The following is a 25,859-nucleotide window of genomic DNA, read 5'->3' on the forward strand; positions in this document are numbered from 1 at the left end:
GACGGCTGTAGGCGTGTTGCAAGTCTTCCAGCAGCACGCGCCACGACACGCCATCGACGGCCAGGTGATGAATCGCCAGCAACAAGCGGCCTTCGCCCGACGGCAGGCGTGCATGCACCACGCGCAGCAACGGCCCGGTTTCTATGTTGAGGCTGCGCTGGGCTTCATCGCTCAGCGACGCGAGGTCTTCTTCACGGGTCAGCTCGCAGGTCCACAGCAGGCGCTCGACGTTTTCGCTGTCGCGATAACGTTGCAGCCACTGCCCGTCGTCACCCTGGTGGAAGCTCAGGCGCAGGCTGTCGTGCTGCGCCAGCAGCGCGCTGAGGACCTGCTGCAACAGCGTGGTGTCCAACGCGTTCGGCAGGTTGAGCAACAGCGACTGGTTCCAGTGGGAACGCTGGGCCACCGGCAAGGCAAAGAAGCGCGCCTGAATCGGCGTCAGGGCAAAATCGCGAGGCGCAACCGGTGCTGCAACGGCTGCGGCAGCGGGCTTGGCTTCCGCGACCACGGCCACTTGCGCCAGCTCGGCAATGGTCTGTTTCTCGAACAATTGCTTGGGCGTCAGGCGGATGCCCTGACGGCGGGCACGGGCGATGATCTGCAAGCTGAGGATCGAGTCGCCGCCCAAGGTGAAGAAGTTGTCGTGACGACCGACCGCTTCGACGTTCAGGGCCTTCTCCCACAATGCAGCGAGGGTCGCTTCAACACCGTCGTGCGGGGCTTCGAAGCTCTGCGACACCACCTGCGGCGTCGGCAGTGCGGCGTGGTCGAGCTTGCCGTTGGCGGTGACCGGGAAAGCCTCCAGCGTCAACACGTGGCTCGGCACCATGTAGTCCGGCAGGCTGTCGGCCAGTTGCGAGCGCAGGGCCTCGCCATCGACCGATGCACCCTTGGCGATCAGCGCATAGGCGATCAACTGACCACGATCATCGACCCGCACATGGGCGTCGCGCAGGCCATCGAGTTGACGCAGACGCTGGGCGATCTCACCCAACGCCACGCGATAGCCGCGCACCTTGACCTGATCGTCGGCACGGCCGAGGAACTGAATCTGCCCGTCAGCCAGCAAACGCGCACGGTCGCCGCTGCGGTACAGGCGACGGCCATTGCCGCTCGGATCGGGGATGAACACCGCGGCGGTCATGGCCGGACGGTCGTGATACCCCCGCGCCAGACCGGGGCCGCCGATGTACAGCTCGCCGACGTCGCCCTGCACCACCGGTTCCAGTTGTTCGTTGAGGATCAACGCCGATGCGTTGGGCAACGGACGACCAATCGGCGCGCTCTCGCCTGTCGCGAAAGCCTCACCCAACTCATTGCTCAGCACGCCAACCGTGGTCTCGGTCGGGCCGTAATGGTTGATCACACGGCAAGCGGGCTTCAGGCGCTTGACCTGCGCCACCAGCTCCCATGGCAGCGCATCGCCGCCCAGAATCAGCGCGTGCTCGGGCAGCACGTCAGCGGCACGGGCGGCCTGCAACAGACCGCTCAAATGCGTCGGCACGATCTTCAGCACGCCGACGTTGTGCTCGGCCATGTAGGCGGCAAAACGGTCGGCGTCGTTGGTGCGATCCGGGCTGATGAGGTGCAGTGTGCGCGCCGAACACAACGCGCCAAACAGCACGGTATGGCCCAGATCCGCGCCCACAGTGGAGACCATGGCCATGCTCGCGTCAGCCGCGAAGTCCACGCGCTTGAGCAGGCCCTGAACGTAATCGGCCAGTGCAGCGTGACTGATGACCACCCCTTTTGGCGTGCCGCTGGTGCCCGAGGTGTAGATCAGGTACGCCGCCTGTTCCGGATGCGGACGCAGGTTCAACGCGGTGGCCGGTTGCGAGCGCCAGTGCGCATTCGCATCGACCGCAACGACCTCACCTTTGAAGTCCGCAGGCGCTGCAGCATCGCTAACCAGCCAGCGCGCGCCGCTGTCCGCCAGCACGAAGGCCTGACGTTCGGCGGGCCATTTCGGGTCCAGTGGCACGTAAGCCGCGCCCGCTTTGAGGACCGCGAGCAAGCCGACGACGAACTCCACGGAGCGCTCCAGCAACAGGCCGACGCGGCTTTCAACGCCCACGCCGGCCTGACGCAGATGCTGTGCCAGACGGTTGGCATCGGCGTCCGCCGTGGCGAAATCGATGTGCTGTTCTTCACAGCGCAACGCCAGATGCTCAGGCTGCGCGAGGACGCTGGCGTCCCACAGGCTCAGCACGTCGCTGGCCGGGAACGACACCGCTTCGGCGTCCAGTCGCGACAGCACGGCAGAGACCTGCAAGTCGGCCAGACGTGCGCTCGGCTGGGTCACTACCTGCGCGCAGATGCGCAACAAATCGGCGGCGAAACCGGCAATACGTGGCTCGTCGAACAGGTCGCAGGCATAGGTGAACACCGCTTGAATGCCTTCGGCGGTGTCGGTGATGTCCAGCCCCAGGTCGAAGTGCGCGGAGAAGTCGTCCAGTTGGTTGACGTCCATGCGCAGACCGCCCATGTCGACGTTCTGCGGCAGCGGGAACTGCTGGGTGAATTTCACCTGGCACAGCGGGTTGTGGCTGAGGTTGCGGGAAACGCCCAGCGCCTCGACCAACTGTTCGAACGGCAAGTCCTGATGGTTCTGCGCGCCGAGGGCCGTGTGTTTGACCGCTTCGATCAAGGCGCTGAAGGATTGCAGCGGCGAGACGTCGGTACGCAGCACCAGCGTGTTGACGAACAGACCGATCAGGCCCTCGGCTTCGGTGCAGGTCCGCCCTGCTACCGGCACGCCCACGCGCAGGTCGGTCTGGCTGGCGTACCGCTGCAACAGGGTTTTGTAGGCGGCGAGCATGACCATGAACAGCGTCGCGCCGTGCTGGCTGGCGAGGTCGCGCAGGCCTTGGCTCAAGGTCGTGTCGAAAGCGATGGCATAGCGGGCGCCGCGATGGCTTTGTTGCGCAGGACGAGGGCGATCGGCAGGCAAGGTCAGCACGGGTTGGGTGTCGCCCAGACGAGCACGCCAGTAATTGAGTTGACGCTCGCCTTCGCCACCGGCCAGACGGCTGCGCTGCCAGGCGGCGAAATCGGCGTATTGAATCGGCAACGGCGCCAGTTCCGGGTTACGGCCCTGAACGTGGGCGCTGTACAACGCCGCCAGTTCTTTGAGGATGACCTGCACCGACCAGCCGTCCGAGATGATGTGGTGCAGGACCAGCACCAGTTGGCGCTGATGCTCACCCAGACGCACGTTCAACACACGCCACAGCGGTCCGGTTTGCAAATCCATGGGTTGCTCGACGGCGGTTTTGGCCAGTTCGCCCAAGGCTTCCAGCGGCTGGGCGTGTAGGCTCAGGTCATGCTGTTCGATGAACACCGGCTCAGGGGCATGAATGCGTTGCACCAGCACTTCGTTGGCATCGATGGCGAAGGTGGTGCGCAGGCTTTCGTGACGGGCTGCAAGAGCGTCGAAACTGCGTTGCAGGGCGACATCATCAATGGCGCCACTCAGGCTCAACTGGCCGCACAGGTGATAGGCGCTGCTGTCAGGCTCCAGTTGCGCCAGGAACCACAAACGCTGCTGGGCGAAAGATTGCTCAGGTGCACTGTCACGGGAAATGCGCGCCACCGCTGTCGGGCGCTCAGTGCCACGGCCCTGACTGGCGACGTGGGCATTGAAGGCACCGAGCGTCGGGTGTTCGAACAGGTGAGCGGGTTCCAGTTTCAGACCCAGCTCGCTGTTGAGGCGGGACAGCACTTGCACCACGCTGACCGAATCGCCGCCACGGGCGAAGAAGTGATCACTGGCTTGCAGGTCGTCCTTGCCCAACACTTCACGCCAGGCCGCCACGACTTCCGGCATAAGTGATGCGGCATCGGCGGCGCTGTCTTGCGCTTCGGTGTCCAGCAAGCGGCCGTCCTGCCAGATCGCAAAACTGTCGAGGCTGCCGTTCTGCCAACCGACACGGCACGCCGAGCGTTGCAGCTTGCCGCTGGTGGTACGCGGCAGCGCGCCGGGCTCCAGCAGCACGATGACTTTCGGGGCGACCAAAAACAGTTCGGCCACCGCATCGCGCACGGCTTCGCAGATCATCTGCGGCTTCATCAGGCGACGCACGTTGCGGCTGATTTCCAGCGCCAGGCCCACCCCTTCGGCGCCCTGCTCGTCAGTCACCGGGAAGGCGGCAATGCGCCCGCGACGCAGCAGCTCGACGCTCTTTTCCAGCGACTGCTCGATGTCTTGCGGGTAGAGGTTCTGGCCGTTGAGGATGATCAGGTCTTTCAGACGGCCGGTGATGAACAGTTCGCCACCGTTGGCGATGCCCAGGTCGCCGCTGCGCAACCAGCGCTTGCCGTCTTCTTCAACGAAGGTCTGCGCCGTGGCTTCGGCGTTCTGCCAATAGCCCTGAGCGACGCTTGGACCGGCGATCCAGATCTCACCGACCTGGCCAGGTTGCAGCACTTGCTGGCTCGCCGGATCGACGATGCGCAGATCGTGATCCGGGCGGCACCAGCCACAACCCGGCAGGCGACTGGTGGAGTTTTGATTGGCGAACAATGCCTCGTCGGCGTCGCCTGCGGCGAGCTGGCTGCCGTCGAAGCGTTTGATGCCGAACGGCGCGTCGCGGTGGGCGGCGCTGACGTACAACGTCGCTTCAGCCAGCCCGTAACTGGGGGTCAGTGCGCGACGGTCGAAACCGGCGGCGGCGAAATGCTCGCTGAAGGCGTCCAGCGTGGCGATGCGAATCGGCTCGGAGCCAGAAAACGCCAGGCTCCAGTTGTCCAGTTTGAGATGCTTGACCGCACTCGGCTTGATGCGCTCGACGCACAAGCGGTAGGCGAAATCCGGGCCGCCGGAGAAGGTGCCGTTGTATTGGCTCATCACTTCCAGCCAGCGCGCCGGACGGCCGAGGAAATAGTTCGGCGACATCAGCGTCAGGGTGCCACCGTAGTACAGCGGCAGCAGCAGGCCGCACATCAGGCCCATGTCGTGGTAAAGCGGCAACCAGCTGACCCAGTTCTCGGTGGAGGCGTCAGTGACGAAATGCCGGGCCATGGCGATCTCGTTGGCCATGAGGTTGTCGTGGGACACCATCACGCCTTTCGGTGCACTGGTGGAACCCGAGGTGTATTGCAGGAACGCCAGCGACGAGGTGTCGATCAGCGAGGGCTGGAAAGCGCCCAGCCCGCCGTGGACATCCTCGATGGCGATGAAGCGCCCGTGCACCGGCATGAACGGTTGCAACAGGTGCTGGAATTTATCCAGATCCTCGCGACGGCCCAGCACCATGCCGGGGGCGGCGTCCTGAAGAATGCCGGTCAGGCGGTCCAGATGAGTCTGGCGGTTGTACTCGGGCGCGAACGCCGGTACGGCGATGACATTGGCGTACAGGCAACCGAGAAACGCCGCCGCGTAGTCCGCGCCGGTCGGCAGGATCAGCACACAACGTTCGCCACCCCGTGCGCCGAGATGATGCTGCAACACGCCCGCGATCGAACGCGCCTGCTGATCCAGTTGCGCGTAGCTGGTCAGGATCGGATCCTGGTCTTCCTGGACGATGTGTCGAAGGGCAATCCGGTCCGGCTGGCTCTGCGCATAAAGGCCCACCAACTCGGGAAAATGCGCGGCCTGATCTCGTATGGATTTCATTCTTTCACCTGTTTGTTTCGGCAAGACTCAACCCACAGAAGGCCGAAAGGCCTCCCGCAAGGTTGTAAGAAAGGATTGGGTGATCGCAGACGACCACCCTGTGACGGCTAAACCTGAATCAGCGCGCCAGCTTCAGCGCCACGCGCTCATGGGGCGCTGGTCGGCTCGAACAGGGCTGCTCGTACTCGGCGAAGATCGACTCCACCACCTCCTGAGAACGCACCGCCAGCACCGACAGCAAGGTGTCGCTCAGGCCGTGGCTGTCTTCACAGCAGCCCTGAAGGAAGATCCCCGCTTCACTGCCCGCACGCAGCGGCAGGCGGTAATCACGGTCGACCGTTGGGCCTTGAATGTATTCCTGAAGACCGGCCAGCAATTCCAGGTGGTAGTCGCGGCGATAACCGGTGGCCAGCACGACGATGTCGAAAGACTCGCTGTGAGTCTGGTCATGGGAGCCGTCGCGCAGGAACAGCTCGATCCCGGCGGCACCGACTTCGGCATGCACCACTTCGCGATTGGTCAACAGGTGATGGCGCTCTTCGCCACGCACTTTCTGCTGATACATGCGCTGGAAAATGGTCTCGATCAGGTCGGTGTCGACCACCGAGTAGTTGGTGTTGCGGAACTCGGTGAACAGCGCATCGCGGCGCTCTTCGCTGTGATTGAAAATGGTGTCGGTAAACGACGGGTTGAAGATCTGGTTGACGAACGGGCTGTCGTCAGAAGGCTTCAACGCACTGCCGCGAATCACCAGGCTGGCCTCGACATTGTCGAAACGGGTGGCCAGATCTTCGAAAATTTCCGCCGCGCTCTGACCGCCGCCCACCACCGCCACACGCACAGGGCCGGGACGGTTGACCAGCAGTTTTTCGATGCCGCCCCGGTAGCCCGCAGAATGCAGAACGCGCGGGTCTTGCACGCTGTCGAACGCCGCCGGCGCCTGCGGAATGCCGCCAATGCCGAACACCAGATTGCGTGCGCGACGACGGGAAATACCGCCACTCGGACCACGGGAAATCACATCCACCGCGACGAAACGACCGTCCTGAAAATGCGGCTCGACCGAGATCACTTCCTCACCGTAGTGGGTCTGTTCGTTGAAGTGCGAGGCCGCCCAGCTCAGGTAGTCGGTGTACTCCTCGCGGGTCGGAAAGAAGGTTTTGAGGTTGATGAAATCCTGCAGACGGCCCCGCTCCTTGAGGTAGTTGATGAAGGTGAAACGGCTGGCTGGATTTCGCAGCGTCACCAGATCCTTGAGGAAGGAAATCTGCATGGTGGAGCCGTCGATCAGCATGCCTTCATGCCAGTTGAACGCTGGCTTCTTTTCGAGGAAACACACTTGGGGCGCCAGACCGTTGCGCAATGCATGCTCCTGAGTGGCGATCGCCAGAGCCAGGTTCGACGGGCCGAAACCAATGCCGATGTAGTCGTAGACGAGTTCCATGTTTCCCTCTCGTTAGGAGCGATGCGCGGTCAGATCCGGCAGAGTATGAGCCGTGTCACAGACGCCTGGGGCAGTTCGCGCGCATCGAAATTGAGTAAGACTGATTATCATTACAAAGACGCCTGAGCCTTCCGGCTGTTTAGTCTTTGGCGATGAAAAACTTACAAAGCCTTTACGATTTTTCGCTGGTACGCGCCGCCGATCTCTTCCACCGCATCACGGCTGGCGTTATCGCGACGATCGCCCTGCAATTCGCTGAGCTGGCCTGCCTCCATCTTCACCAGCCGGTCCGCCAGATCGAAGTACTGATCGTCGTGGCTGATGGCGAAAACGGTGATCCCGGCCTGCTTGAACATCGGCAACAGCTCGCGGTAGAAGAACCGGCGGAACAGCGGGTCCTGATCGGCGGCCCACTCGTCGAGCAACAGAATGTCGCGTTTTTCCAGCACCGCCAGCAGCAACGCCAGCCGCTTGCGCTGGCCCTGAGAGAAACGCGTGTCGAGCAAATGCCCTTCGCCAATCTGCACCTTGTGCTTCATGTGCAATTGATCGAGCCAGTGATCGACCTGCGTCGCGTCGGCGTTCTCGCCATCGGCGCCAAGTAGTTGCGAGAACAGGTGGAAATCGGTGAACACGCTGGCGAACAGGTGACGGTAGGCGAGCCAGTCGTCTGCGCCGATGACTTGACCGTCGATCAGAATCGCGCCCGCCGACGGGCGATACAGACCACTCAGGAGGCGCGCCAGGCTGGATTTTCCGCTGCCGTTGCCGCCCATCAAAAACACCGTTTCGCCACGGCGCAGGGTCAGGTTGACCGGGCCGACATCGAAACCGGGTTCATCGCCCTGGGCCGGATAGTGGTACTCGACATCGCGCAGTTCGAGAGTCTGCCAATGGCCGACAATGTGGCTCGGCGCAACGTCGAAGCTTTCGTGATGCTCGGCCAGCGCCAGCGACTCGACCTTGTCCAGCGCCACACGACCGGAGACTTGCGCCGGGATTGCTGCCACAGCGAGCACCAGCGGCGTGCGCATGAACAGCACGGTCAGCGCGTAGGTCGCCGCCACTTCGGTCGGCGCCCAGCCCAGACCGTTCGCCAGGTAGAACGCCAGGCCGATGGTGCCCAACACCATGATGTTCGCCCAGTTACTGGCCAGCCCATGATAACGATCCGCCAGAGTGAAATGCTCGCGATAGCGCAATGCGGCGGCGTCGAAGGTTTCTTCGTAGAGACGACGGGCGCGGTCGCGGTTGAGGGTCAATTCCTTGCGACCGTCGATCACGGACTGGTAGCTCTGATAGAGCTTGTCTTCGGACTCACGCAGCGCACGAATGTGGGCGTTGAGTTTGCCGACCAGCAACCAGCCAACGCCCAGGGTGAACGCCATCCAGCACAGCGTGGTGATGAACAGCGAAGGCGACAGCCAGGCCAGATAACTGAACGCCGCAACGCTGAGCACCGATCCGTAGATCAGGTCCGGCAGTTGCACGAACGCCATGGTCACAGCGCGGATGTCACTGGACAGGCTGGCGTAAATTTTCGCCCCGCCGATGGATTCGATGCGTTCGATATTGGTGTCCAGCAAGCGCTTGACCATCACCCGGCGCAGACCGTACACGAATCGATGCCCCAGTGCCGTCAGCGACAGCGACGCGCCCGAGGCCAGCGCCAGCAGCAGCGCCAGCATCAGGCCGAACTGCCACAGCGCAGCGCCCAGTCCTTCGTGGACGCTGATCATGCGCTGATTGACGAAGGCGATCACGCCCACGCTCAACAGGCCGCTGCTGATGCTCAGCAACAGCACCATCGCGAGGGGCCAGCGGTATTGCTGGAAGACCAGACGAACTAGTTTCATGAATGACTCCGGCAGAGAAGCAAAAACAGAAAAGGGTGAAACGACGCCTAGATCTCGCCCAGCCGCGCGCGGCAATGGGACAGGGTGTCGCGCAACAGGAAATTGACCATCGTCGGTGAGGTGCCGATGACCTTGGCCACATCACGCTGGGTGTAGCCCTGAATCTGGCTGAGGTTGAAGACGATGCGCATGCGTTTGGGCAGTTCGTTGAGCGCGCCGACCAGTTGATTCACCGATTCACGCCCCGCCAGCACGCGCTCGGGGGAGACGTCAAAACGTGGCTGCTCTTCCAGCTCGGTTTCGGCGCCATGATTGCGCTCCAGCCGTTGGCGCCGCAGACGGTCGATCGAAAGGTTGCGCACCACGCGGAACATGTAGTGCGCAGGCTCAATGGAGGCGAGATCGCTTTCGAGCATTTTCACGAAGGCGTCCTGCACCACATCTTCGGCACGAGCACGGCAGCCGAGGAATTTTGCCGCCAGGCGCAGCAGGCCTTCCCGATGGGTGTGGTACGTCCCCATCAACGCGTCGAGACGCGGATCCACGGACGCACAACACCCGCCAACACCGGTGGAGCGCAGCCTTGTGGACTGGCTCATTGCAGGATGAAAATCCATCTTGTTCGACATCCCTGGTTACAAAGGAACGCGAAGAATAACGCAAACGATTCTCATTGCAATGTAAGAAATTTTACCGCTTGGTGAAACTTTCGTTATATGGATGTGGTCGTTTAGTGAGCCGACGAATGGCGGCTATATGCTGGCAAAATCGCTGTAAGCCTTTATTTTAAAAGGCTTTAGAGAGATCAGAAGATTGAGGGAGAGGCGTGGCAATACAGCCTAGACGTCAATTTTTTCTTGTCAAAAAAATGTGTCACTCATGATACAAATTCGCGACAAGATGAGAATCACTTCGCATTCTCATCTTGTCCGGCCAAGTGTCCACGTCGAAAAGCAGGACCCTTCCTACGTCATCAATCGCAGCTCCAGGTACTGCAACAACATGATGGTCTTGCCATCGGCGATCTCGCCCGTTTCTACCATGGATATCGCTTTTTCGAAGCTCAATTCCAGCACTTCGATGTCTTCCCCCTCCTCCTCCAGACCACCGCCATCGCTGACCCGGTCATCAGACCGATACTCACCGATAAAAAAGTGAATGCGCTCGGTGACCGAGCCGGGACTCATGAAAGCATCGAAGATCTTGCGCACCGATCTGACCACGTAGCCCGTCTCTTCTTCCGCTTCCAGCCGAATCCGCTCTTCAGGGCTGGCATTGTCGAGCAACCCAGCAGCGGTCTCGATCAGGTAACCGCTGTGATCGTTGACGAACGCAGGCATGCGAAACTGCCGCGTCAACACCACGGTGCGGCGTTCCAGGTTGTACAGCAGGATGGTCGCGCCGTTGCCACGGTCGTACACCTCCCGCGTCTGCGATTGCCAGCTACCGTCGCGGCGTTGCAGGTCGAAGCTGTATTTCTTCAGCACGTACCAGTTGTCAGAGAGGGTTTCTTCGGCGGTAACGCGAATGGGGTGGCTGGACATGAATGGCCTTGATGACAGGACAGTACCGGATTGAACACGGCTCCACCCTAGCAGGACTTCCCGAGCGGTGCGAGCCAGGTCCAGTGGCCATGACTTCGCTTAACACAACGGATTGACCGTCTTCAAAGGGGCGGACTATCGATTGTGTCGATAGCCAACATACCGCGCAGCACCGTTCATTTTGTCGAGGCAACACGGGATCATGGCGCCATTGACGAACCGAACAAGGATTTCCCGATGTCCATCAACATGACCATCCTGCTAATGCTGATCGTGTCCTTCTCCATCGCTTTGGCGGGTGTTGCTCAGTACTGATTCGGTACGTCGCGCGTGGGTATCGTGATGGTGATGGCGGCGGTGGACAAGCGCGCGAGCCGAGGCTACACCTGATGGGCTGTCGAGCAATCGCCGCCCGTTGCCGCCTTTCCCCCGCTTGTGGCTGTCCGGTCATTGCTCAGCGTCTTCACTTCCCGACCGCTGAATACAAGGACCTCCTTTCATGGACAGTTTCATTCTGAGCACTCGCAGCAAAGCCAATGGCGTATTCGGCAAGGACGTCGGCCCAGTGTCCTTTCTGCAAGTCCCCGCCAACGTGAACGATCCCCTGCCCAGCCATAACGTCAACTCTGCCAACCAGTGGATGAAGTCGATCCTGCAGCAAGCCAATACCGGCCATCAGGCACTGGATGTGGTGTTTTTCGTGCACGGCTACAACACGCCATCCAAGGAAGCGCTGACCCGCCAGCGTCTGATCGAGAAAGAACTGCGCGCCCGCAAGTACGCGTGCATGGTGGTGGGGTTCGACTGGCCATCGGAGAATCAAACGCTGTTGTACCTGGCTGATCGCAGCAAGGCCCAGGACTCGGCGGCGCAATTGGTCAAACGCGGCATCCTACCGTTCATGACGTTTTCCCAGCCGGACTGCCCGGTCAACGTGCACGTCATGGCCCACTCCATGGGCGCGTTCGTGGTGCGCGAAGCGTTTCGCTCGGTCGACAAACTGCGTGATTCGGGCCTGGCCAACGACTGGCGCATCGGCCAACTGGTGCTGTTCGGCGCGGATATTTCGTCGTCGTGTTTTGCGCTGGGCAATTCGGACATGATCCCGACCTTCAATCACTGCGGCCGGCTGACCAACTATTTCAGCGGCTACGATGAGGCGCTCGCGGTCTCCAACGCCAAGAACATCGACATCAGCTCCCGGGTGGGCCGCGTTGGCATGCCCGAAGATACCCCCGCAGACGACAAGGCACTGGACGTTGATTGCGGACCACGCTACCTGGCCGTGCGGAACCGCACATTCAAAACCATCGATGGGCTGGTGTCCCATTCCTGGTACCTGGAAGACAGCAACTGGTACGACGATCTGGCGTACACCCTTCAAGGCAGCATCGACCGCAACTCAATCCCGAGCCGGACACTGCTGCACAAGAATGATTTCGTGCTGAATTGAGGCGCTGGTGATCGGGATCACGACTGCCTGTAGCAGTCCAGCTTGCCGACGATGGCGTCCTGAAAATCGCTGCCGCCGGCAAGCCGGACTGCTACAGGGTAATCGCCGAGAGACTACCCCCCAAGGCAAACGAGTCTGATGTCAACAACCCGCTCAATCATTCAAAGAAATCCGCCACCGCCTCTTTGCTCCCCACAAAGAAACTGTCGGCCACGATCCGCAACGGTTGCAGGTCCAGATCGCTGCGGCCCTCGGCAATCAGTTGCGCGAAATGACGGTACATCGCCGGGTATTCCCCCTCGTCCGGCAAGGTCTGCGCCGCGCCGTCGATACTCACCACCGCACCACCGGAATCCAGACGCAACATGCCCTGATCACTGTACAACTCGATACGCCACAGTTCGTTCTCACCATGATCGAAATCGAACTCGGCCCGCACCTCAGTTTGCCCCGCGGTGCGCATGTTCAGCGATGCAGCAATGGGCGACTGGCAATTGCCCGGCACACTCAAACTCGCCGATTCGACGAACACCGCATCCGGCAGCAATTCAGTGACGATGGACAGCGCATTGATGCCCGGATCGAACACCCCCAAACCGCCCGCCTGCCAGATCCACGCCTGACCGGGGTGCCACTTGCGCACTTGCTCCTTCCATTCCACACGTACGTGTTCCAGCGCCTTGCCCTTGAGCCAGGCTTTCGCAAAGGCCACACCCGGCGCAAAACGCGAATGCCAGGCGAACAACCCGCAGACGCCCGCCTCATCCACTGTGCCGATCAACGAGAATGCCTCGCCCAACGTCGAGCACGGTGGTTTCTCCACCAACACATGCTTCCCCGCCTTCAGCGCCTGCTTAACCAGCGCGAAGCGGCCTTGCGGCGGCGTGCAGAACGCGATCGCATCCACCTGCGGCCCTCGCGCCAGCAACTCGGTCAACGAGCTGAAATGCTCGACACCGGGACAGGGTTGCCCCAACGTGGCCACGGCCACCAGTTCGAACTGCGGGTTGGCGCGGATGGCCGGTACATGCTGGTCCTGTGCGATCTTGCCGTATCCCACCAGCCCCAAACGAATCGGACGCATCGATAACTCCTGTGATCTTGTCGTTATTGTTTACAGACGCGCTTTCAGTCAAAAAGCGGTTAATGTCACGAACTGGTGACAAAACGCAGCGAAATGCATGAAATATCCCGGCGATTTGATCAGAGCCACGAGACCGTCGCAACCCTTGCGCGCAACCGCTATGCTGGTGCGCGATCAGGTCGGACGAGCGACGCCCATGGGAGCTTTCATGTGAGTGCACGAACGATGCAGACGGCCTGCAAGGCATTGTTCGTGTGCGCACTCACCCTGGTGATCAACTCTGCACACGCTAATCCCCCGACGTGCCCGACCGGCGAGAAACTGATCTGCCTCAACGGCTGTTTCTGTCTGCCCGACATCGGTCAGGTACTGGGCAGCGGCATGCCCACCGACGTCACACAGATTGCCGGACCCGCACTGTCGTTGTGGATCAGCCAGTCTCGCGCGCAAGCCGCGACCGGTCTCGTCCAGCCAATCCCCGACGCCATTCGCGAAAAGCTGCTGCGCTGGTATCCACCCAGCGTGCTGGACGCTGCGCTGTACAAGGTAGGCGACAACGGTGAATTCAGCGCCGCCAACACCATGCTGCAAAATCCCGACATTGGCGCCGTCACCCTTATCGACATCATCGTCTTTCGCACCGCCGAGGCCGCCGAAAACGATGTCGCCCTCTGGGCACACGAACTCAAACATGTTGAGCAGTATCAGCAATGGGGTGTCGACGGTTTCGCACAGCGCTACACCGAGGATTTCAACGCCGTGGAAGCGCCCGCCTACACCATTCAGACCACGGTCAGCCGCGTGCTGCGGGGGTTGGACCCGTGAAACGCGTTCGTGAGGGCCACTATCGTCCGGGCACTGAAAAGCTTGTAGGATGCCTGTCCCATGACGTCTCGCAGGCCTGGACCTGCGTCAGACCATTCCAGACAGGAAGTACGGAGTATTTGGCATGACACAGCAGTCCGTCATCAGCGTGGCGCAACGCATCACCCTCACCTTTCTCGCCGCAGCCATGCTGCACGGCTGCGCCTCGCAACCCACCGGCCGCCAGTGCCTGGACAATTTCCGCACCGACGGCAACCTGCTGGTGGGCAAAAGCTTCACCACCTACGCGTACCTGCCGGATACTCCCTACAAACGCGCCTTCAAGAACGTCAACAACGTGCTTACCACCGAAGGCTTTCAGATGAAGGTCTCGAACCCTGAGAGCGGCATCGTCAACGTTTACCAGCAAGTGGGCGCCAGCAAAGTCGCACCGCTCAACGCTCTGGTGGAGAAAGCCGGAAGCGGGTCAAAAGTGACCATGACCTTCGTCACCCAGGCCGGGCTGTACACCCCGGAAGACGAGGCGAAGAAGCATTTTTGTGACTATCTGGATCGGGTGGCGAAGTAAAAGCTGACCCATCATCGAACTTAATCCGCCCCCAGCGACTGCTTATATTGCCTAAACGGCTCATTTTGATAGGCTAGACTGCAACGCAACTAAAAATAAGCGGCCTTAATTGACCGTTTATAGAGTTTAAACAGTCGATGATGGCCGCTTATGATTGATTTTTTCCCAGTGGACTGCACCTCTACGCTGCAACGGATTGGCTTGCTGGTCAAAACCAGTCGCCTGAAACAAGGTGTTCGACAGCAGGATGTCGTGACCAGACTGGGCGTTCCAGAAAAGGTCATTCGTCGCATCGAACGGGGAGACCCGTCTGTCAGCGTGAAGTCCCTGATGCTTGTGCTTTGGAATCTGGGATTGATGGACAGTGTATTCTGCCCGCTCGAAGACAGCGCCACGTCCTTCCTCGACCTAAAAGAAGAGACCGCCGGACGCAGGGTTCGTCAGCGCCGCGCCAAAGCGGAAGATTTCTGATGCCGAACGCCTATATCTACATGGAACACCCCGAAACGGCAGAAGTGCTGACACTGGGCAGACTGACGTTACAACCGAACAAGCCCGGTGAGTTCGTTTACTCCCCCGCCGCGCTGGAAGCAAAAATCTGGGTGCCCGACCCCGTGCGTTTTCCCCTGTCCGATCAGGTTTTCAAGATCACCCGCAACCACGGTGTCCCGGGCTTCATCGACGATGCCATCCCTGATGGCTGGGGCGAACGCATGTTGCAACGCTTGCAGCGAAATCCCGTTACCCGGTTAGATCTGCTCCTGGGTTCCCCCAACAGTGACCGCTCCGGCAATCTCATGACGGGCCGAGAAAAGAAACCACCCACCGGAATCGGCCAGAAGCCCCTGCCTCGCCTATCAGGGCTGGACAGCTTTCTGGACGTCTGCGAAGTCATCTACGACCGGGACCTGAATGAAGACGCCGTCAAGAAACTCGGCGTCCGGGAGCAGCGCTCATCCGTAGGCGGCGCCCGCCCCAAGCGCACCTTTCTGGGGGAAAAAAAATTGATCCTCGCCAAGCCTCGCGACCGTTTCGATCAATTTGACCTCGCGCCGCTGGAGCATGCCTGCATGACATTTGCCGCGAAAAAAGGCATGCGTGTGGCCAATACCTCGCTCTACAACGACTCAAAAGGCACGACGCTGCTGGTGGAGCGCTTCGATCGAACCTACGTGAACGGGACATTCCGACGCATCCCCATGCTCAGTGGCCTGACCTTGCTCGACACGGACTGGAACATCCCCGACATGCGGGCCAGATCCTATGCGCGCATGGCGGACGAGATGTACCGAAGAAGCGTACCGGACGAGGACCGGCGCGAGCTGTTCGTGCGCATGGTCTACAACGCGATGGTGGGCAATGCCGATGACCATCCGCGCAACCACGCCATTATTTACGTCGCAGGCGGCTGGCGACTGTCCCCCCTGTACGACGCGCTGCCCCTGCTCGACGAAGGCCCGGCCCGACAGTTGTCGATGTCGGTCGGCATCGATGGCCCGAAGATTTCCCGCGCCAACCTGCTGAGCCAGCACTCACACTTCGGACTGACACGGGAGCAAGCCGAAACGATACTTGACGATGTTGCCGAGTGGGCCCAAGAACTCAAGGACCACTACGGCCAGTTTCTTCGGGGCGAGGAATTGAAACTCGCCCAGGAAGCGACCACGTCCAGAATGTTTTCAGGCCGATGAAGGGCGGGACCACCAGGCACAACCGACTCACCGCCCCTCCAGCAACGCCCCCGCCTTGTCCAGCAAGCCCAGCGGATCGTCGGTCTTGTGGATGTCCACCGACAGTAACTGGCGGAATTTACGCGCGCCCGGGAAGCCGGTGCCCAGCCCGAGCACGTGGCGGGTGATGTGGTGCATCGCGCCGCCGTTACGCAGGTGGGCTTCGACGTAAGGTCGCAGTTGCGCCAGCGCCTGGGCGCGGGTGATCGCAGGGTCGCTGCCGCCAAACAGCTCACGGTCCACCTCAGCCAGCAGATAAGGGTTGTGATACGCCTCACGCCCCAGCATCACGCCGTCGAAGGTGTTCAGGTGCTCCCGGCATTGCTCCAGGGTCTTGATGCCACCGTTGAGGATGAACTCAAGGTCCGGGAAATCCCGCTTGAGTTGCGCGGCCACGTCGTAGCGCAAGGGCGGAATCTCGCGGTTTTCCTTGGGCGACAGCCCTTCAAGAATGGCAATACGTGCGTGCACCGTAAAACTGGTGCATCCGGCCTCGCGCACCGTGCCGACGAACTCGCAAAGCTGCTCGTAGCTGTCACGGCCATTGATGCCGATGCGGTGCTTGACGGTCACCGGAATGGACACCGCGTCACGCATGGACTTGACGCAATCGGCGACCAGTTGCGGATGGCCCATCAGCACGGCACCGATCATGTTGTTCTGCACCCGGTCACTCGGGCAGCCGACGTTGAGGTTGACCTCGTCATACCCCGCCGCCTGCGCCAGTCGCGCACTGGCCGCCAAGTCCGCCGGATTGCTGCCGCCCAGTTGCAGTGCCAGCGGATGCTCGCTCACGTCATGGCGCAGAAAGCGCTCGCTGTCGCCATGAAGCAGCGCGCCCGTGGTGACCATTTCGGTGTAGAGCAGCGCGTTTTTCGACAGCAGACGCAAGAAGAACCGGCAATGGCGATCGGTCCAGTCCATCATCGGGGCGACAGAAAACCTCCTACATACCGGATCTACTGGGGTGGCGAGGTTTTCTGCTTGTGTGCTCTGCATATACAAAATTCTCGTTTACTGCCATTTACCCTGTGCTCGCTCACTTCCGAAGAGCCGTCGCCACGATAAGCAAGCTCGGTCGGCCGTGCAGCAAAATCAGGGCCACTGTTAGCCCTTCGCGAGCACAGGAACGATTCGTCGGACCTGCACCGCTGGAAAGGCGCGACAGTTTATCAGGAAAGCCAGACATTCGAGCCTGGGCATCGCAGGCCTCGGCCATGGCGTAGAGGAACTGTTCGACGCGGGAATGCAATTGGCTGTTCATGATCAAACGTCACGCAGTTTCAGAGCGTTTTCTTCAGCGGCCTTGCGCGCCAGGCCTTCCAGCAGGAAGCGTTGCCAGTTGCCGTCGTGGGTTTTGGCCGACTTGCCCGGCAGCACTTCCAGCTCGCCGGTCAGTGACTGGGCCACCATCATGTCGAAGAACCACTCTGGCATCGCCCAGGTGGTCCACGAGGCTGTCGGAGCCTTGCACGTCGAGGCTGATGAAAACAAAGCCTTTGTAGCTCCCGATCCTGGCTTTCTTCAGCCCGCGCGTGGCGTTGTCGAAGCCTTCCGGGTACTCGCCGGGGGGCTTGACCTTGACCAGTCGACCGTCGCTCTTGTAGCACCAGGCGTGGAATGGGCAAGTGAACGTGGACTGATTGCCCTTGCCGACGCGTGTCAGCGTCGTGCCGCGATGCTGGCAGGCGTTGATCAGCGCAAGTCAGCGCATCGATGCACCCTGTGCGTCACGGGCGATTGTCGTTAAGAAAAATTTCGCCATTTTTTGTGAAACGCACCGAGGAATACATTCTCGCCCACGCCCATGAGCCGCTGTCGATCCAGCAACTGGCAGGACTGGCGGGCGTCAGTGTGCGCACACTGTTTGCCGGTTTCAGAGAATTCCGCAACATCAGCCCGATGGCCTTTCTGTGGGACGTGCGGATGGAACGGGTGCATGGTGAACTGTGTGGGGGCACCGACTCGGTGACGGGCATCGCATTGAAATGGGGGGTTGCCCACTTGGGGCGTGTTTCTCAGGAGTACCGCAAGCGCTATGGTGAACTGCCGTCGGAAACCTTGCGTTTCCGGCGTTGAGCCCCCTCCCCAAAAAAACGCACCCCATAAAAAAACCCGCCGAAGCGGGTCGTTTTTCATTTCATGGCCATTCCAACATCCTGTCGGTAGCGCTCCGCGCAATGGCTGATCATCCTTGACCTCCGAAGCCGTTCCTGTGCTTCAGCTGACGGATCCAATATGCCGCTCAATTGTTACAGTTCATAGAGCGGGTTTTCTTTTCTTCGTGTAAGCCTTTGGCTATACACGCTACGGGAAAAACAGCCGAAACAATGGGGATCGTCAGGGAACAACCCCTGTCGCTCAGGCTCCAAGCAGTCTGGATCGAGCGTTGCCCTCCCCGGCGACCGATCATCACGTTCTCTGCCCCGCTCCTCAAAATATCCATGCACGGCGGATTGGCGGCTGAGGTACCGGGCAGTTGTTTGCGCAAACGCAGGCCACCGGAATCAGCGTGTTTGATGCGGTTGACGCCCTTGAGTGACCGGCGACGCTCGGGTAATGTCTTCAAACCCACAGGACAGAGCACGCTCATGACTTCCAAGCTGGAACAACTCAAGAAAATCACCACCGTGGTCGCTGATACTGGCGATTTCGCTGCCATTGAAAAACTCAAACCGGTCGACGCCACGACCAACCCTTCCCTGCTGCTCAAGGCTGCGTCCAGCGACAGCAACGCCGAGCGTCTGAAAGAAGCGTTCAGCGGCGCCAAAGACGACATCGGCCTGGCCAGCGACCGTTTCGCCGTGGCCATCGGTCAGGAAATTCTGAAAGTGGTGCCGGGCCGTGTGTCCACCGAAGTGGACGCGCGCATTTCCTTCGACACCAACGCCTGCATCGAGCGCGCCGAGCGCCTGGTGGACCTGTACGACAAGGCGGGCATTGGCCGTGATCGCATCCTGATCAAACTGGCTTCGACCTGGGAAGGTATCCGCGCCGCCGAACAGTTGGAGAAGAAAGGCATTCAGTGCAACCTGACCCTGCTGTTCTCCTTCGCCCAGGCCCAAGCCTGTGCCGACGCAGGCGTGTTTCTGATCTCGCCGTTCGTGGGCCGGATCTACGACTGGTACAAGAAAGCCGAAGGCAAAGAATACGTGGGCGCTGAAGATCCGGGCGTGAAGTCCGTGACCCGCATCTACAACTACTACAAGGCCAATGACTACAAGACCGTGGTCATGGGTGCCAGCTTCCGCAACCTGGGCCAGATCGAAGAACTGGCAGGCTGTGATCGCCTGACCATCAGCCCGGATCTGCTGCAAAAGCTGTCGGAAGACACCGGCTCTCTGGTGCAGAAACTCAAGCCTGGCAACGGCGGCGAGCCGCGTCAGACCTTGAACGAAGCCCAATTCCGCTGGGCCTCCAACGAAGACGCCATGGCCACCGAGAAACTGGCTGAAGGCATCCGTCAGTTCGCCCGCGACCAGGAAAAGCTGGAAGCGTTGTTGCGCGCCAAAGCGTAATCGTCCCAAACAAAAAGGGTGGCCTCCTCGCGGGTGCCACCCTTTTTTTGTGCCAGCATCACTCGCCTGTGTGGGAGCCGGCTTGCTGGCGAATTCGCCGTGTCAGGCATCCCAATGTCTCTGATCCGTCGTATTCGCCAGCAAGCCGGCTCCCACAACCATCGCAAGACCTACAGACCATTGTCATCAGACAAGGCCATATCTCAATGCGCTATTGATGCTCCAGCGCATTCACCAGATCACAGAACGCCGCGCGATTGGAGTCATTCAACCCCATCAGAATCTTGTGTGCTTCGAGCACCTTGGCCTTGACCACATCCTCGCATTGATCCTGCGATGGCAGGTCGCTCAGTGCTTCCGGACGAGGAATCGGCTTGCCTACGATGTTGAACACCTGATCGAAGCCCATCGATTGCAACAGGCGCGTGATGTCTTCGTGGGTGGTCACGACAGTCGGCAACAGCCCCGCTTTTTGACGGGACAGAATGGATAACTTGGCCAGCAAACCAAGCGTGGTGCTGTCAATGCTGCGCGTTTCGGTTAGGTCGATCACCACGGTCGAAAAATTCATCGCGGTGAAGATCCGTTCGATCGTCGCATCCAACGCCGAGCAGAGAGTCAGACGCACTTCACCCACGAACTTCAGGACGAACGTGCCGTCTTGCTCGGCAAACTGGATTCTACCGGTACTCATTAAAGGTTCCTGCTCAACACTAACAAGGCGATATCATCCGGCATCTCCCCGAGTGTGGCCAATCCAAACTTCTGACGCAGGCCATCCAGGCTGCCGCCCGCCGACTTCACCCATTCGGGCAAGCTGGCTTCTTTCTCTTTGAGTGTATCACCTGGCAACAGGTCCAGAATGCCATCAGACAGCAGAGTCAGACTAAAGGACTCCGGCAGCTCCAGCACATGGTCCGAATACGTCGCCTCATTGAACAATCCCACCGGCAGCCCGCGCCCTTCCAGGTAGCGGGTTTCGCTCGGTGTGTACAGCACCGGCAGCGGCAAATGCCCGCCCACGCTGTAGGTCAGTTGCCCGGTTTGCTCGTCGATGATCCCGCCAACCATTGTCACGTGCTTGCCCAGTTTGCAACTGATCAGGCCACGGTTGATATGGCCCAGCACGTCGGACGGCTTGAATGCAGGCAGCGAGCCGCCGCGCTTGGATTCGAACAGCAGCCGTGTGGTCATGAACTTCAGCAGGACGGTGATGAACGCTGATGACGCGCCATGGCCCGACACGTCGGCCAGATAGAATGCCACGCGGTGGTCGTCGACCCGGAAGTAATCCACGAAGTCGCCGGACAGGTACAGAGACGGGATGATTTCGTGTTCGAATTCGAACGAGTCAATAGCCCAAGGGCTGGTCGGCAGCATGTTCATCTGCACCTGGCGACCGGCGTCCTGATCTTCCTGGAGCAAATGCAGACTGGCTTCCAGCTCGCGGTTGGCGGTTTCGAGCTTCTGACGATAAAGCTGGTTTTCCTGAAGCAGACGCGCGCGATCCAGCGCCCGCTTGACCGAGTGCTCAAGCACTGCGAGGTCTTCCAGGGGTTTGATCAGGTAATCAGCCGCACCCAGACGCAACGCCTCGACAGCATCGCTCATGACACCTGCGCCGGACACCACGATCACCGGGGTTTCCGGCGACAGGCTGGTGACCTGACGGATCAGTTCGAGGCCGCCCACCTGGGGCATGCGCAAGTCACAGATCACAAGATCAGGCTTGTTTTGCTCGAATGTCTGTAGACCCTGCAGGCCGTTGCTGGCTTGCAAGACGCTGAACCCACTGTCTTCCAAATAGGCCGCGAGACTCGCGCGCACTACTTCGTCGTCATCGATAATCAGCAGCGTGGCACTGGTTTTTTGCATGTGGGCAAACGGCGCCAGATCAGGTTGGCGTACGCGGTCGGAGGATGTCGGACCGCCTACTGGATTCGCTTTTAGCCTCTCTGAATCAAAGGTAGCGGACTTTTGGTCAAACGCTTCACTTAACAGAGCTGCCCTTCAAGGCGCAGACGGTACTCCCATCCGCCGGGCGTTTCAAGCGTGCTCCAGCGGTCGGCAGGCGTCTTTACATCACAAATCACCGGGAGTTATAAGAACCCCTAAATCAGCAACAAAAACGAAGGATGCGCCATGGGCCAGATTGATCGCGACTATGCAGAGAAACGAGATTACATCCGCATGCGTGTCGACGCGGACATCAGCCTGATCTATGCAGGCCAGATCATTCCGGCGGTGTGCGTGGACTTATCCAGCTCCGGCATGCAGATACAGGCGCCGCGCACTTTCAAAGTCGGCGACCGGATCAGCGTGAAAATCGAATCCGAGCACACCGCGCTCAAGGGCCTGGAGGCTGACACCGAGGTGGTCTGGATAGCCGATATCGGTGTTGGAGAGCAAAAGCTGGGGTTGACGATTCTCACCATGAAGTAATGGCACTTCGGAACTACGTCACAATTTAGAAAAGTTTTGAAAAATAAAAGGCGACCCGAAAGTCGCCTTTTTTGCATCGGGTGAACGACCGGCCTCGATCAGAAGTCGTCGACGACCTTGCCATCCTTGACCTTGAACTCGCGGTTTTGCAGGTAGGCGTTGCGGATGAAGATGTACTTGTCACCGTTGATCAGCTTCTCAGCCGACAACAGGCTTGCACGGGTGTCCACCACGCTCACACCAAAGGCCGTGTTGCGAGTCGGCACGTGGTCGATGTAACGGTACGGCATGGTGTACGTGTCAGGGTATTTGGCGAACGCGTCACGCACGGTGCTCGGGCCAAAGAACGGCAGCATCACAAAAGGACCGCTGCCCACGCCCCAATGGCCGAGGGTCTGACCGAAATCTTCGTCGTTGCGTTGCAGGCCCATCTTGGTGCCCACGTCGAAGAAGCCCAGCAGGCCGAAGGTGGTGTTGAGGATCAGGCGCGCGGTGTCGACACCGGCAGCCTCAGGTTTGGCCTGCAACACATCGTTGGCGAAGTTGGTCACTTCCCCGATGTTTTTGAACATGTTGTGGATGCCGTCTTCGAGGAACTGCGGCGTGATGAACTCGTAACCCTGGGCGATGGGCTTTAGCGCGTAGGTGTCGACGGTGTCGTTGAAGCGGAAGATGGCGCGGTTGACGCCTTCCCATGGATCTTCGTCAGCGGCCTGAGCGGCCATTGGCACCAGTGCCAAACCGGCCCAGAAGCACGTTCGAGCCAGACGATTGATAAAGCCAGCACCGGTCACGGGCATAGCAAAGACTCCCAGTCAAAGTGATGAAGCGGGCGCTACGCCCCAAACCAAAGGTGAGAGTATAAAGCGTTCTGTAACGATTTACGTCGCCGAAATCCGAAGGAATTCTACAGATCGTTAAACATCGGCGAACAATGTCACCTATCAGTCATCGCACTGTCATGCAAAACCCTTAGTGTCATGGGCATTTGAGAGGGAACTTCATGCTCGCCGCCGTCGCTGCGCCCGCCCCGCCGTTTACCGCTGTGCTCTTTGGCCTGAGCGGTTGTCTGGTCGATTTCGGCGCCCAGACCCGCACGTTGCGCAGCACGGACGGCACATCCTTTCTTTCCCTGGACGCCAGCGCGTTCGCCTCGCCCACGCCAGGTGCCATCGCCGCGTTGAAACGCCTTAAACAGCAAAGTATTCCCTGTGCCTGGATCGACGAATATCCCGCAGGCATCGCCGAGCAACTGGCTGCCCCGCTTGAAAACCTGATTCAACCCACGCCCAGCCCGAACAACCATTGGCCTGCGCCAGATGCCTGCTGGCAGGCTCTGATGAGCCTCGGCGTCGGCCAGATCGACGGTTGCGTATTGGTCAGCGGCGACCCGCGCCTGTTGATGGCCGGCCTCAACGCCGGTTTATGGACCGTGGGCCTGGCGTCTTGCGGTCCGCTGTGCGGACTGTCGCCTGCGCAATGGGACGTCCTGAGCGACTTGCAACGCGAACGCCTGCGCGGTCGTGCCACGCTGGAGCTGTATGCTTCGGGTGCACACTCGGTGATCGATCATCTGGCAGAACTGGAATCGTGTCTGGCAGACATCTCCCTGCGTCGTCTCAAGGCCGAAAAGCCCTGATTGATCAGGGTCATGCAGAGTGCGCGGGAGTGGATTAGTCTTAGCGATAAAGGACCTTTGCCGATGCCGTGCGGTCCATGCTGAGACTATTCATGAAGGGAGTAACCTATGCCTGCCCGCGAACTGCAAGAACAGCTGGATACCCTGCGCGAGCAACTCGAACAGAACCCGCCGCTGACGGAAGAAGAGCGCGTGCATTTGCATGAACTGATGGCGCAGATTCAGGCCGAAATCGCCGTGGAAACCGCCACTCCGGACAACAATCTGGCCGACGGCGTCAATCTGGCCATTGAGCGTTTTGAGGTCGAGCACCCGACCATCGCCGGTACGTTGCGCAATATTGTGCAGACGCTGGGGAATATCGGGATCTGATAACCACCTCTCGCCAGCACCGCCCCATCGCTGTAGCCGCCCGGCAGTGCTGCTACGGAATTCGGGACGAATATCTTAAGCCGGACTCCATTATTGTGGGAGCCGGCTTGCTTGCGAATGCAGAGTGTCAGTCACGTCATCTGTCACAGGCACACCACTTTCGCCAGTAAGCCGGCTCCCACAAAGACCGCACACAACCTCAAGCCTTGCGCTCAAGTCACTGCCGCGCCAACCGCCCATTCTCCAGGGTCAGCTTCTCAGTGCTGCGGTACGGGTTGATGTCCAGCCCGCCGCGACGCACATAGCGCGCGTACACCGTCAGTTTTTCCGGTTTCAGCAGACGTTGCAGGTCCATGAAGATCCGCTCCACGCACTGCTCGTGGAAATCCGAGTGTTGACGGAAGCTGACGATATAAGCCAGAAAACTGGCATGATCCAGCGCCGCACCCCGGTATTCTACCGCCACGCTGCCCCAGTCAGGCTGGCTGGTAACCGGGCAGTTGGATTTGAGCAGATGGCTGTGTAACACCTCCTCCACCACCCGCGTTTCATCGCAGCGCAGCAACTCAGGCTGCGGGCGATCGTAGCTGCTGATGGTCACGTCCAGATCATCGACGCAAACCCCTGGCACCGCCACAATGCCTTCTGCTTCGATCTCCTTGAGCGAACGAATACGCACACCCACCGGCTTGCCGGCCGCTGCCGACAGGTCTTTCTCCAAGGTCGAGACCAGCTCGGCCTGCGAGGCGAATGGCGTCTGGTTCAGTGAGTTGAGGTACAGCTTGAACGATTTGGACTCAATGATATTGGGCGATTCAGCCGGAATGCTGAACTCACCGATCGCCACCACCGGCTTGCCGGACGGCAGCAGCCAGGACAACTCATAGCAGTTCCAGAAATCGACCCCCTGATACGGCAGTGTCTCGGCGGTCAGCCCCAGTTCCGCCCACTTCGCCGTGCGCGGAATCGGGAACAACAGGGACGGTGTGTAAGTGGCGATGTATTCACTGGACTTGCCCAGCGGCGAGTGTTCGGCTGCGGGATGCATGGCGGGACCTGAAAACGTATAAAAAGGGCGGAGGTAAAATCCTGACCGGCAAGTTTATAGGTTTTGCCCCACGCTTTCAGCGTTTACTCGGCAATCGAGATTTTTCCCACCATACCTGCCTGATAGTGGCCGGGAATGTTGCAGGCAAATTCCAGATCGGTGGCCTTGGTGAAGGTCCAGGTCAACTCGGCGGTCTTACCCGGTTCGACCAGCACACTGTTCGGGTCGTCGTGCTTCATGCTGCCATGATCCATGCCCGCCATGTCATGCTTCATGCCAGTGGAAGTCAGCATGCCGCTGGCGACCATCTTGAGCATTTCCTGCTGATGGGCCGCGTGCATGGCCGCATTGCCCAGGTTGAACTCATGCAGCAACTGGCCTTTGTTGACCAGCACGAAACGCACGGTCTCGCCCTCCTTCACGCTCAGGGACTTGGGCTCGAAGTACATGTCACCCAGCGTCAGTTCCACGGTGCGTGTTGCCTGATCGACTTTTGCCGCATGACCAAAATCGAAATGCCCGCCCGGTGCGGCCTGAGACATCAGGCTGACGCTCAACAAGGCAGCAGCAGCGATAAAACGAGCAAACATATACATTTCCCTTAACTACGCATTGATACGCTCACAGTAGGTCGCCACCTCTGGCATTAAGCTGACCGTAACATTACAACTTTGTAAGCTTGGCCCCTGCCTGGCCCGCTCGCGTTATAAAGCGGCCTTGCC

23 protein-coding genes and 2 pseudogenes (1 of these 25 running past the window's edge) are annotated in these 25,859 nt (G+C 60.0%); 11 read left to right on the forward strand and 14 right to left on the reverse strand.

The genetic code is table 11. From position 1 onward, the window contains the following. From ACI2KB_RS01230 to nudK, 5 genes are all read right to left on the reverse strand, one after another. On the reverse strand, positions 1-5,614 hold the 5' portion of the coding sequence (locus ACI2KB_RS01230) for an amino acid adenylation domain-containing protein (RefSeq protein ID WP_404630600.1). Its footprint begins 4,118 nt before the window's first position; only the first 5,614 of its 9,732 coding nucleotides appear in the window; it begins with the start codon at positions 5,612-5,614; its stop codon lies off the left edge, out of view. A gap of 118 nt (positions 5,615-5,732) precedes the next feature. Continuing rightward, a complete protein-coding gene (locus ACI2KB_RS01235) occupies positions 5,733-7,058 on the reverse strand; it encodes a lysine N(6)-hydroxylase/L-ornithine N(5)-oxygenase family protein (protein ID WP_404630602.1) in 1,326 nt (441 codons plus the stop codon). Positions 7,059-7,219: 161 nt separating this feature from the next. Then, on the reverse strand, positions 7,220-8,914 hold the full coding sequence (locus ACI2KB_RS01240) for a multidrug ABC transporter permease/ATP-binding protein (protein WP_404630604.1): 1,695 nt from the start codon (positions 8,912-8,914) through the stop codon (positions 7,220-7,222). 47 nt (positions 8,915-8,961) lie between these two features. Next, positions 8,962-9,513, reverse strand: a complete 552-nt coding sequence (locus ACI2KB_RS01245) for a sigma-70 family RNA polymerase sigma factor (protein WP_404630606.1) — start codon at positions 9,511-9,513, stop codon at positions 8,962-8,964. Positions 9,514-9,879: 366 nt separating this feature from the next. Further along, the gene (gene nudK / locus ACI2KB_RS01250; protein ID WP_404630608.1) at positions 9,880-10,458 is read right to left on the reverse strand and encodes a GDP-mannose pyrophosphatase NudK; all 579 of its coding nucleotides are present in this window, start codon (positions 10,456-10,458) and stop codon (positions 9,880-9,882) included. 144 nt (positions 10,459-10,602) lie between these two features. On the opposite strand from nudK, the gene ACI2KB_RS01255 reads away from it, so the two are divergent. After that, positions 10,603-10,773 (forward strand): hypothetical protein, encoded by a 171-nt coding sequence (locus ACI2KB_RS01255; RefSeq protein ID WP_404630610.1) that lies wholly within the window; start codon positions 10,603-10,605, stop codon positions 10,771-10,773. A 184-nt stretch (positions 10,774-10,957) separates the two neighbouring features. Then, positions 10,958-11,911, forward strand: a complete 954-nt coding sequence (locus ACI2KB_RS01260; RefSeq protein ID WP_404630612.1) for an alpha/beta hydrolase — start codon at positions 10,958-10,960, stop codon at positions 11,909-11,911. A 157-nt stretch (positions 11,912-12,068) separates the two neighbouring features. On the opposite strand, the gene ACI2KB_RS01265 is transcribed toward ACI2KB_RS01260, so the two are convergent. After that, the gene (locus tag ACI2KB_RS01265; protein ID WP_404630614.1) at positions 12,069-12,995 is read right to left on the reverse strand and encodes a Gfo/Idh/MocA family protein; all 927 of its coding nucleotides are present in this window, start codon (positions 12,993-12,995) and stop codon (positions 12,069-12,071) included. 225 nt (positions 12,996-13,220) lie between these two features. Between ACI2KB_RS01265 and ACI2KB_RS01270 the strand changes: the two genes are divergently transcribed. From ACI2KB_RS01270 to ACI2KB_RS01285, 4 genes are all read left to right on the forward strand, one after another. Continuing rightward, a complete protein-coding gene (locus ACI2KB_RS01270; protein WP_404631702.1) occupies positions 13,221-13,820 on the forward strand; it encodes a DUF4157 domain-containing protein in 600 nt (199 codons plus the stop codon). 124 nt (positions 13,821-13,944) lie between these two features. Then, positions 13,945-14,388, forward strand: coding sequence for a hypothetical protein (locus ACI2KB_RS01275; RefSeq protein ID WP_404630616.1), 444 nt, complete (start codon positions 13,945-13,947; stop codon positions 14,386-14,388). 150 nt (positions 14,389-14,538) lie between these two features. Beyond that, complete coding sequence (locus ACI2KB_RS01280) at positions 14,539-14,859, forward strand: transcriptional regulator (RefSeq protein WP_404630618.1); 321 nt, start codon at positions 14,539-14,541, stop codon at positions 14,857-14,859. A gap of 44 nt (positions 14,860-14,903) precedes the next feature. After that, positions 14,904-16,079, forward strand: coding sequence for a type II toxin-antitoxin system HipA family toxin (locus ACI2KB_RS01285; RefSeq protein ID WP_404630620.1), 1,176 nt, complete (start codon positions 14,904-14,906; stop codon positions 16,077-16,079). 27 nt (positions 16,080-16,106) lie between these two features. Here the strand turns inward: ACI2KB_RS01285 and dusA are convergent, their stop codons facing one another. The 3 genes and pseudogenes from dusA to ACI2KB_RS01300 all read right to left on the reverse strand — a co-directional run. Next, a complete protein-coding gene (gene dusA, locus ACI2KB_RS01290) occupies positions 16,107-17,117 on the reverse strand; it encodes a tRNA dihydrouridine(20/20a) synthase DusA (RefSeq protein ID WP_404630622.1) in 1,011 nt (336 codons plus the stop codon). A gap of 40 nt (positions 17,118-17,157) precedes the next feature. Continuing rightward, positions 17,158-17,382 (reverse strand): hypothetical protein, encoded by a 225-nt coding sequence (locus tag ACI2KB_RS01295; RefSeq protein ID WP_404630624.1) that lies wholly within the window; start codon positions 17,380-17,382, stop codon positions 17,158-17,160. A 71-nt stretch (positions 17,383-17,453) separates the two neighbouring features. Further along, a pseudogene (locus ACI2KB_RS01300) lies at positions 17,454-17,820 on the reverse strand (Rieske 2Fe-2S domain-containing protein); the annotation flags it as partial. Between the two features lie 47 nt (positions 17,821-17,867). Between ACI2KB_RS01300 and ACI2KB_RS01305 the strand changes: the two are divergent. Beyond that, positions 17,868-18,197, forward strand: a pseudogene (locus tag ACI2KB_RS01305) (helix-turn-helix transcriptional regulator); the annotation flags it as partial. Between the two features lie 512 nt (positions 18,198-18,709). Then, entirely contained in the window at positions 18,710-19,636 is a 927-nt protein-coding gene (gene tal / locus ACI2KB_RS01310; protein WP_404630626.1) for a transaldolase, read from the forward strand. A gap of 211 nt (positions 19,637-19,847) precedes the next feature. On the opposite strand, the gene rssC is transcribed toward tal, so the two are convergent. Continuing rightward, positions 19,848-20,330 carry an anti-sigma factor antagonist RssC gene (gene rssC / locus ACI2KB_RS01315; protein ID WP_404630628.1) on the reverse strand — a complete coding sequence of 161 codons (483 nt, stop codon included), beginning with the start codon at positions 20,328-20,330 and terminating at the stop codon, positions 19,848-19,850. Further along, positions 20,330-21,511, reverse strand: coding sequence for a two-component system response regulator RssB (gene rssB / locus ACI2KB_RS01320; RefSeq protein ID WP_404630630.1), 1,182 nt, complete (start codon positions 21,509-21,511; stop codon positions 20,330-20,332). The genes rssC and rssB overlap by 1 nt, the downstream gene beginning before the upstream one ends. A 267-nt stretch (positions 21,512-21,778) precedes the next feature. Between rssB and ACI2KB_RS01325 the strand changes: the two genes are divergently transcribed. Further along, entirely contained in the window at positions 21,779-22,078 is a 300-nt protein-coding gene (locus ACI2KB_RS01325) for a PilZ domain-containing protein (protein WP_404630632.1), read from the forward strand. A gap of 98 nt (positions 22,079-22,176) precedes the next feature. On the opposite strand, the gene ACI2KB_RS01330 is transcribed toward ACI2KB_RS01325, so the two are convergent. Continuing rightward, positions 22,177-22,878, reverse strand: a complete 702-nt coding sequence (locus ACI2KB_RS01330; RefSeq protein ID WP_404630634.1) for a VacJ family lipoprotein — start codon at positions 22,876-22,878, stop codon at positions 22,177-22,179. A gap of 203 nt (positions 22,879-23,081) precedes the next feature. On the opposite strand from ACI2KB_RS01330, the gene ACI2KB_RS01335 reads away from it, so the two are divergent. Both ACI2KB_RS01335 and ACI2KB_RS01340 read left to right on the forward strand, forming a co-directional pair. Beyond that, the gene (locus ACI2KB_RS01335; protein WP_404630636.1) at positions 23,082-23,717 is read left to right on the forward strand and encodes an HAD family phosphatase; all 636 of its coding nucleotides are present in this window, start codon (positions 23,082-23,084) and stop codon (positions 23,715-23,717) included. Between the two features lie 108 nt (positions 23,718-23,825). Beyond that, positions 23,826-24,089, forward strand: coding sequence for a DUF4404 family protein (locus ACI2KB_RS01340; RefSeq protein WP_404630638.1), 264 nt, complete (start codon positions 23,826-23,828; stop codon positions 24,087-24,089). A 217-nt stretch (positions 24,090-24,306) separates the two neighbouring features. Here ACI2KB_RS01340 and queF read toward each other — a convergent pair whose 3' ends face one another. Beyond that, complete coding sequence (gene queF, locus ACI2KB_RS01345) at positions 24,307-25,137, reverse strand: NADPH-dependent 7-cyano-7-deazaguanine reductase QueF (protein ID WP_404630640.1); 831 nt, start codon at positions 25,135-25,137, stop codon at positions 24,307-24,309. Between the two features lie 83 nt (positions 25,138-25,220). Continuing rightward, complete coding sequence (locus tag ACI2KB_RS01350; protein ID WP_404630642.1) at positions 25,221-25,733, reverse strand: plastocyanin/azurin family copper-binding protein; 513 nt, start codon at positions 25,731-25,733, stop codon at positions 25,221-25,223. Between the last annotated feature and the right edge of the window lie 126 nt (positions 25,734-25,859).

The organism is Pseudomonas sp. NPDC088444 (genome assembly GCF_044900175.1).
Classification (GTDB): Bacteria; Pseudomonadota; Gammaproteobacteria; order Pseudomonadales; family Pseudomonadaceae; genus Aquipseudomonas.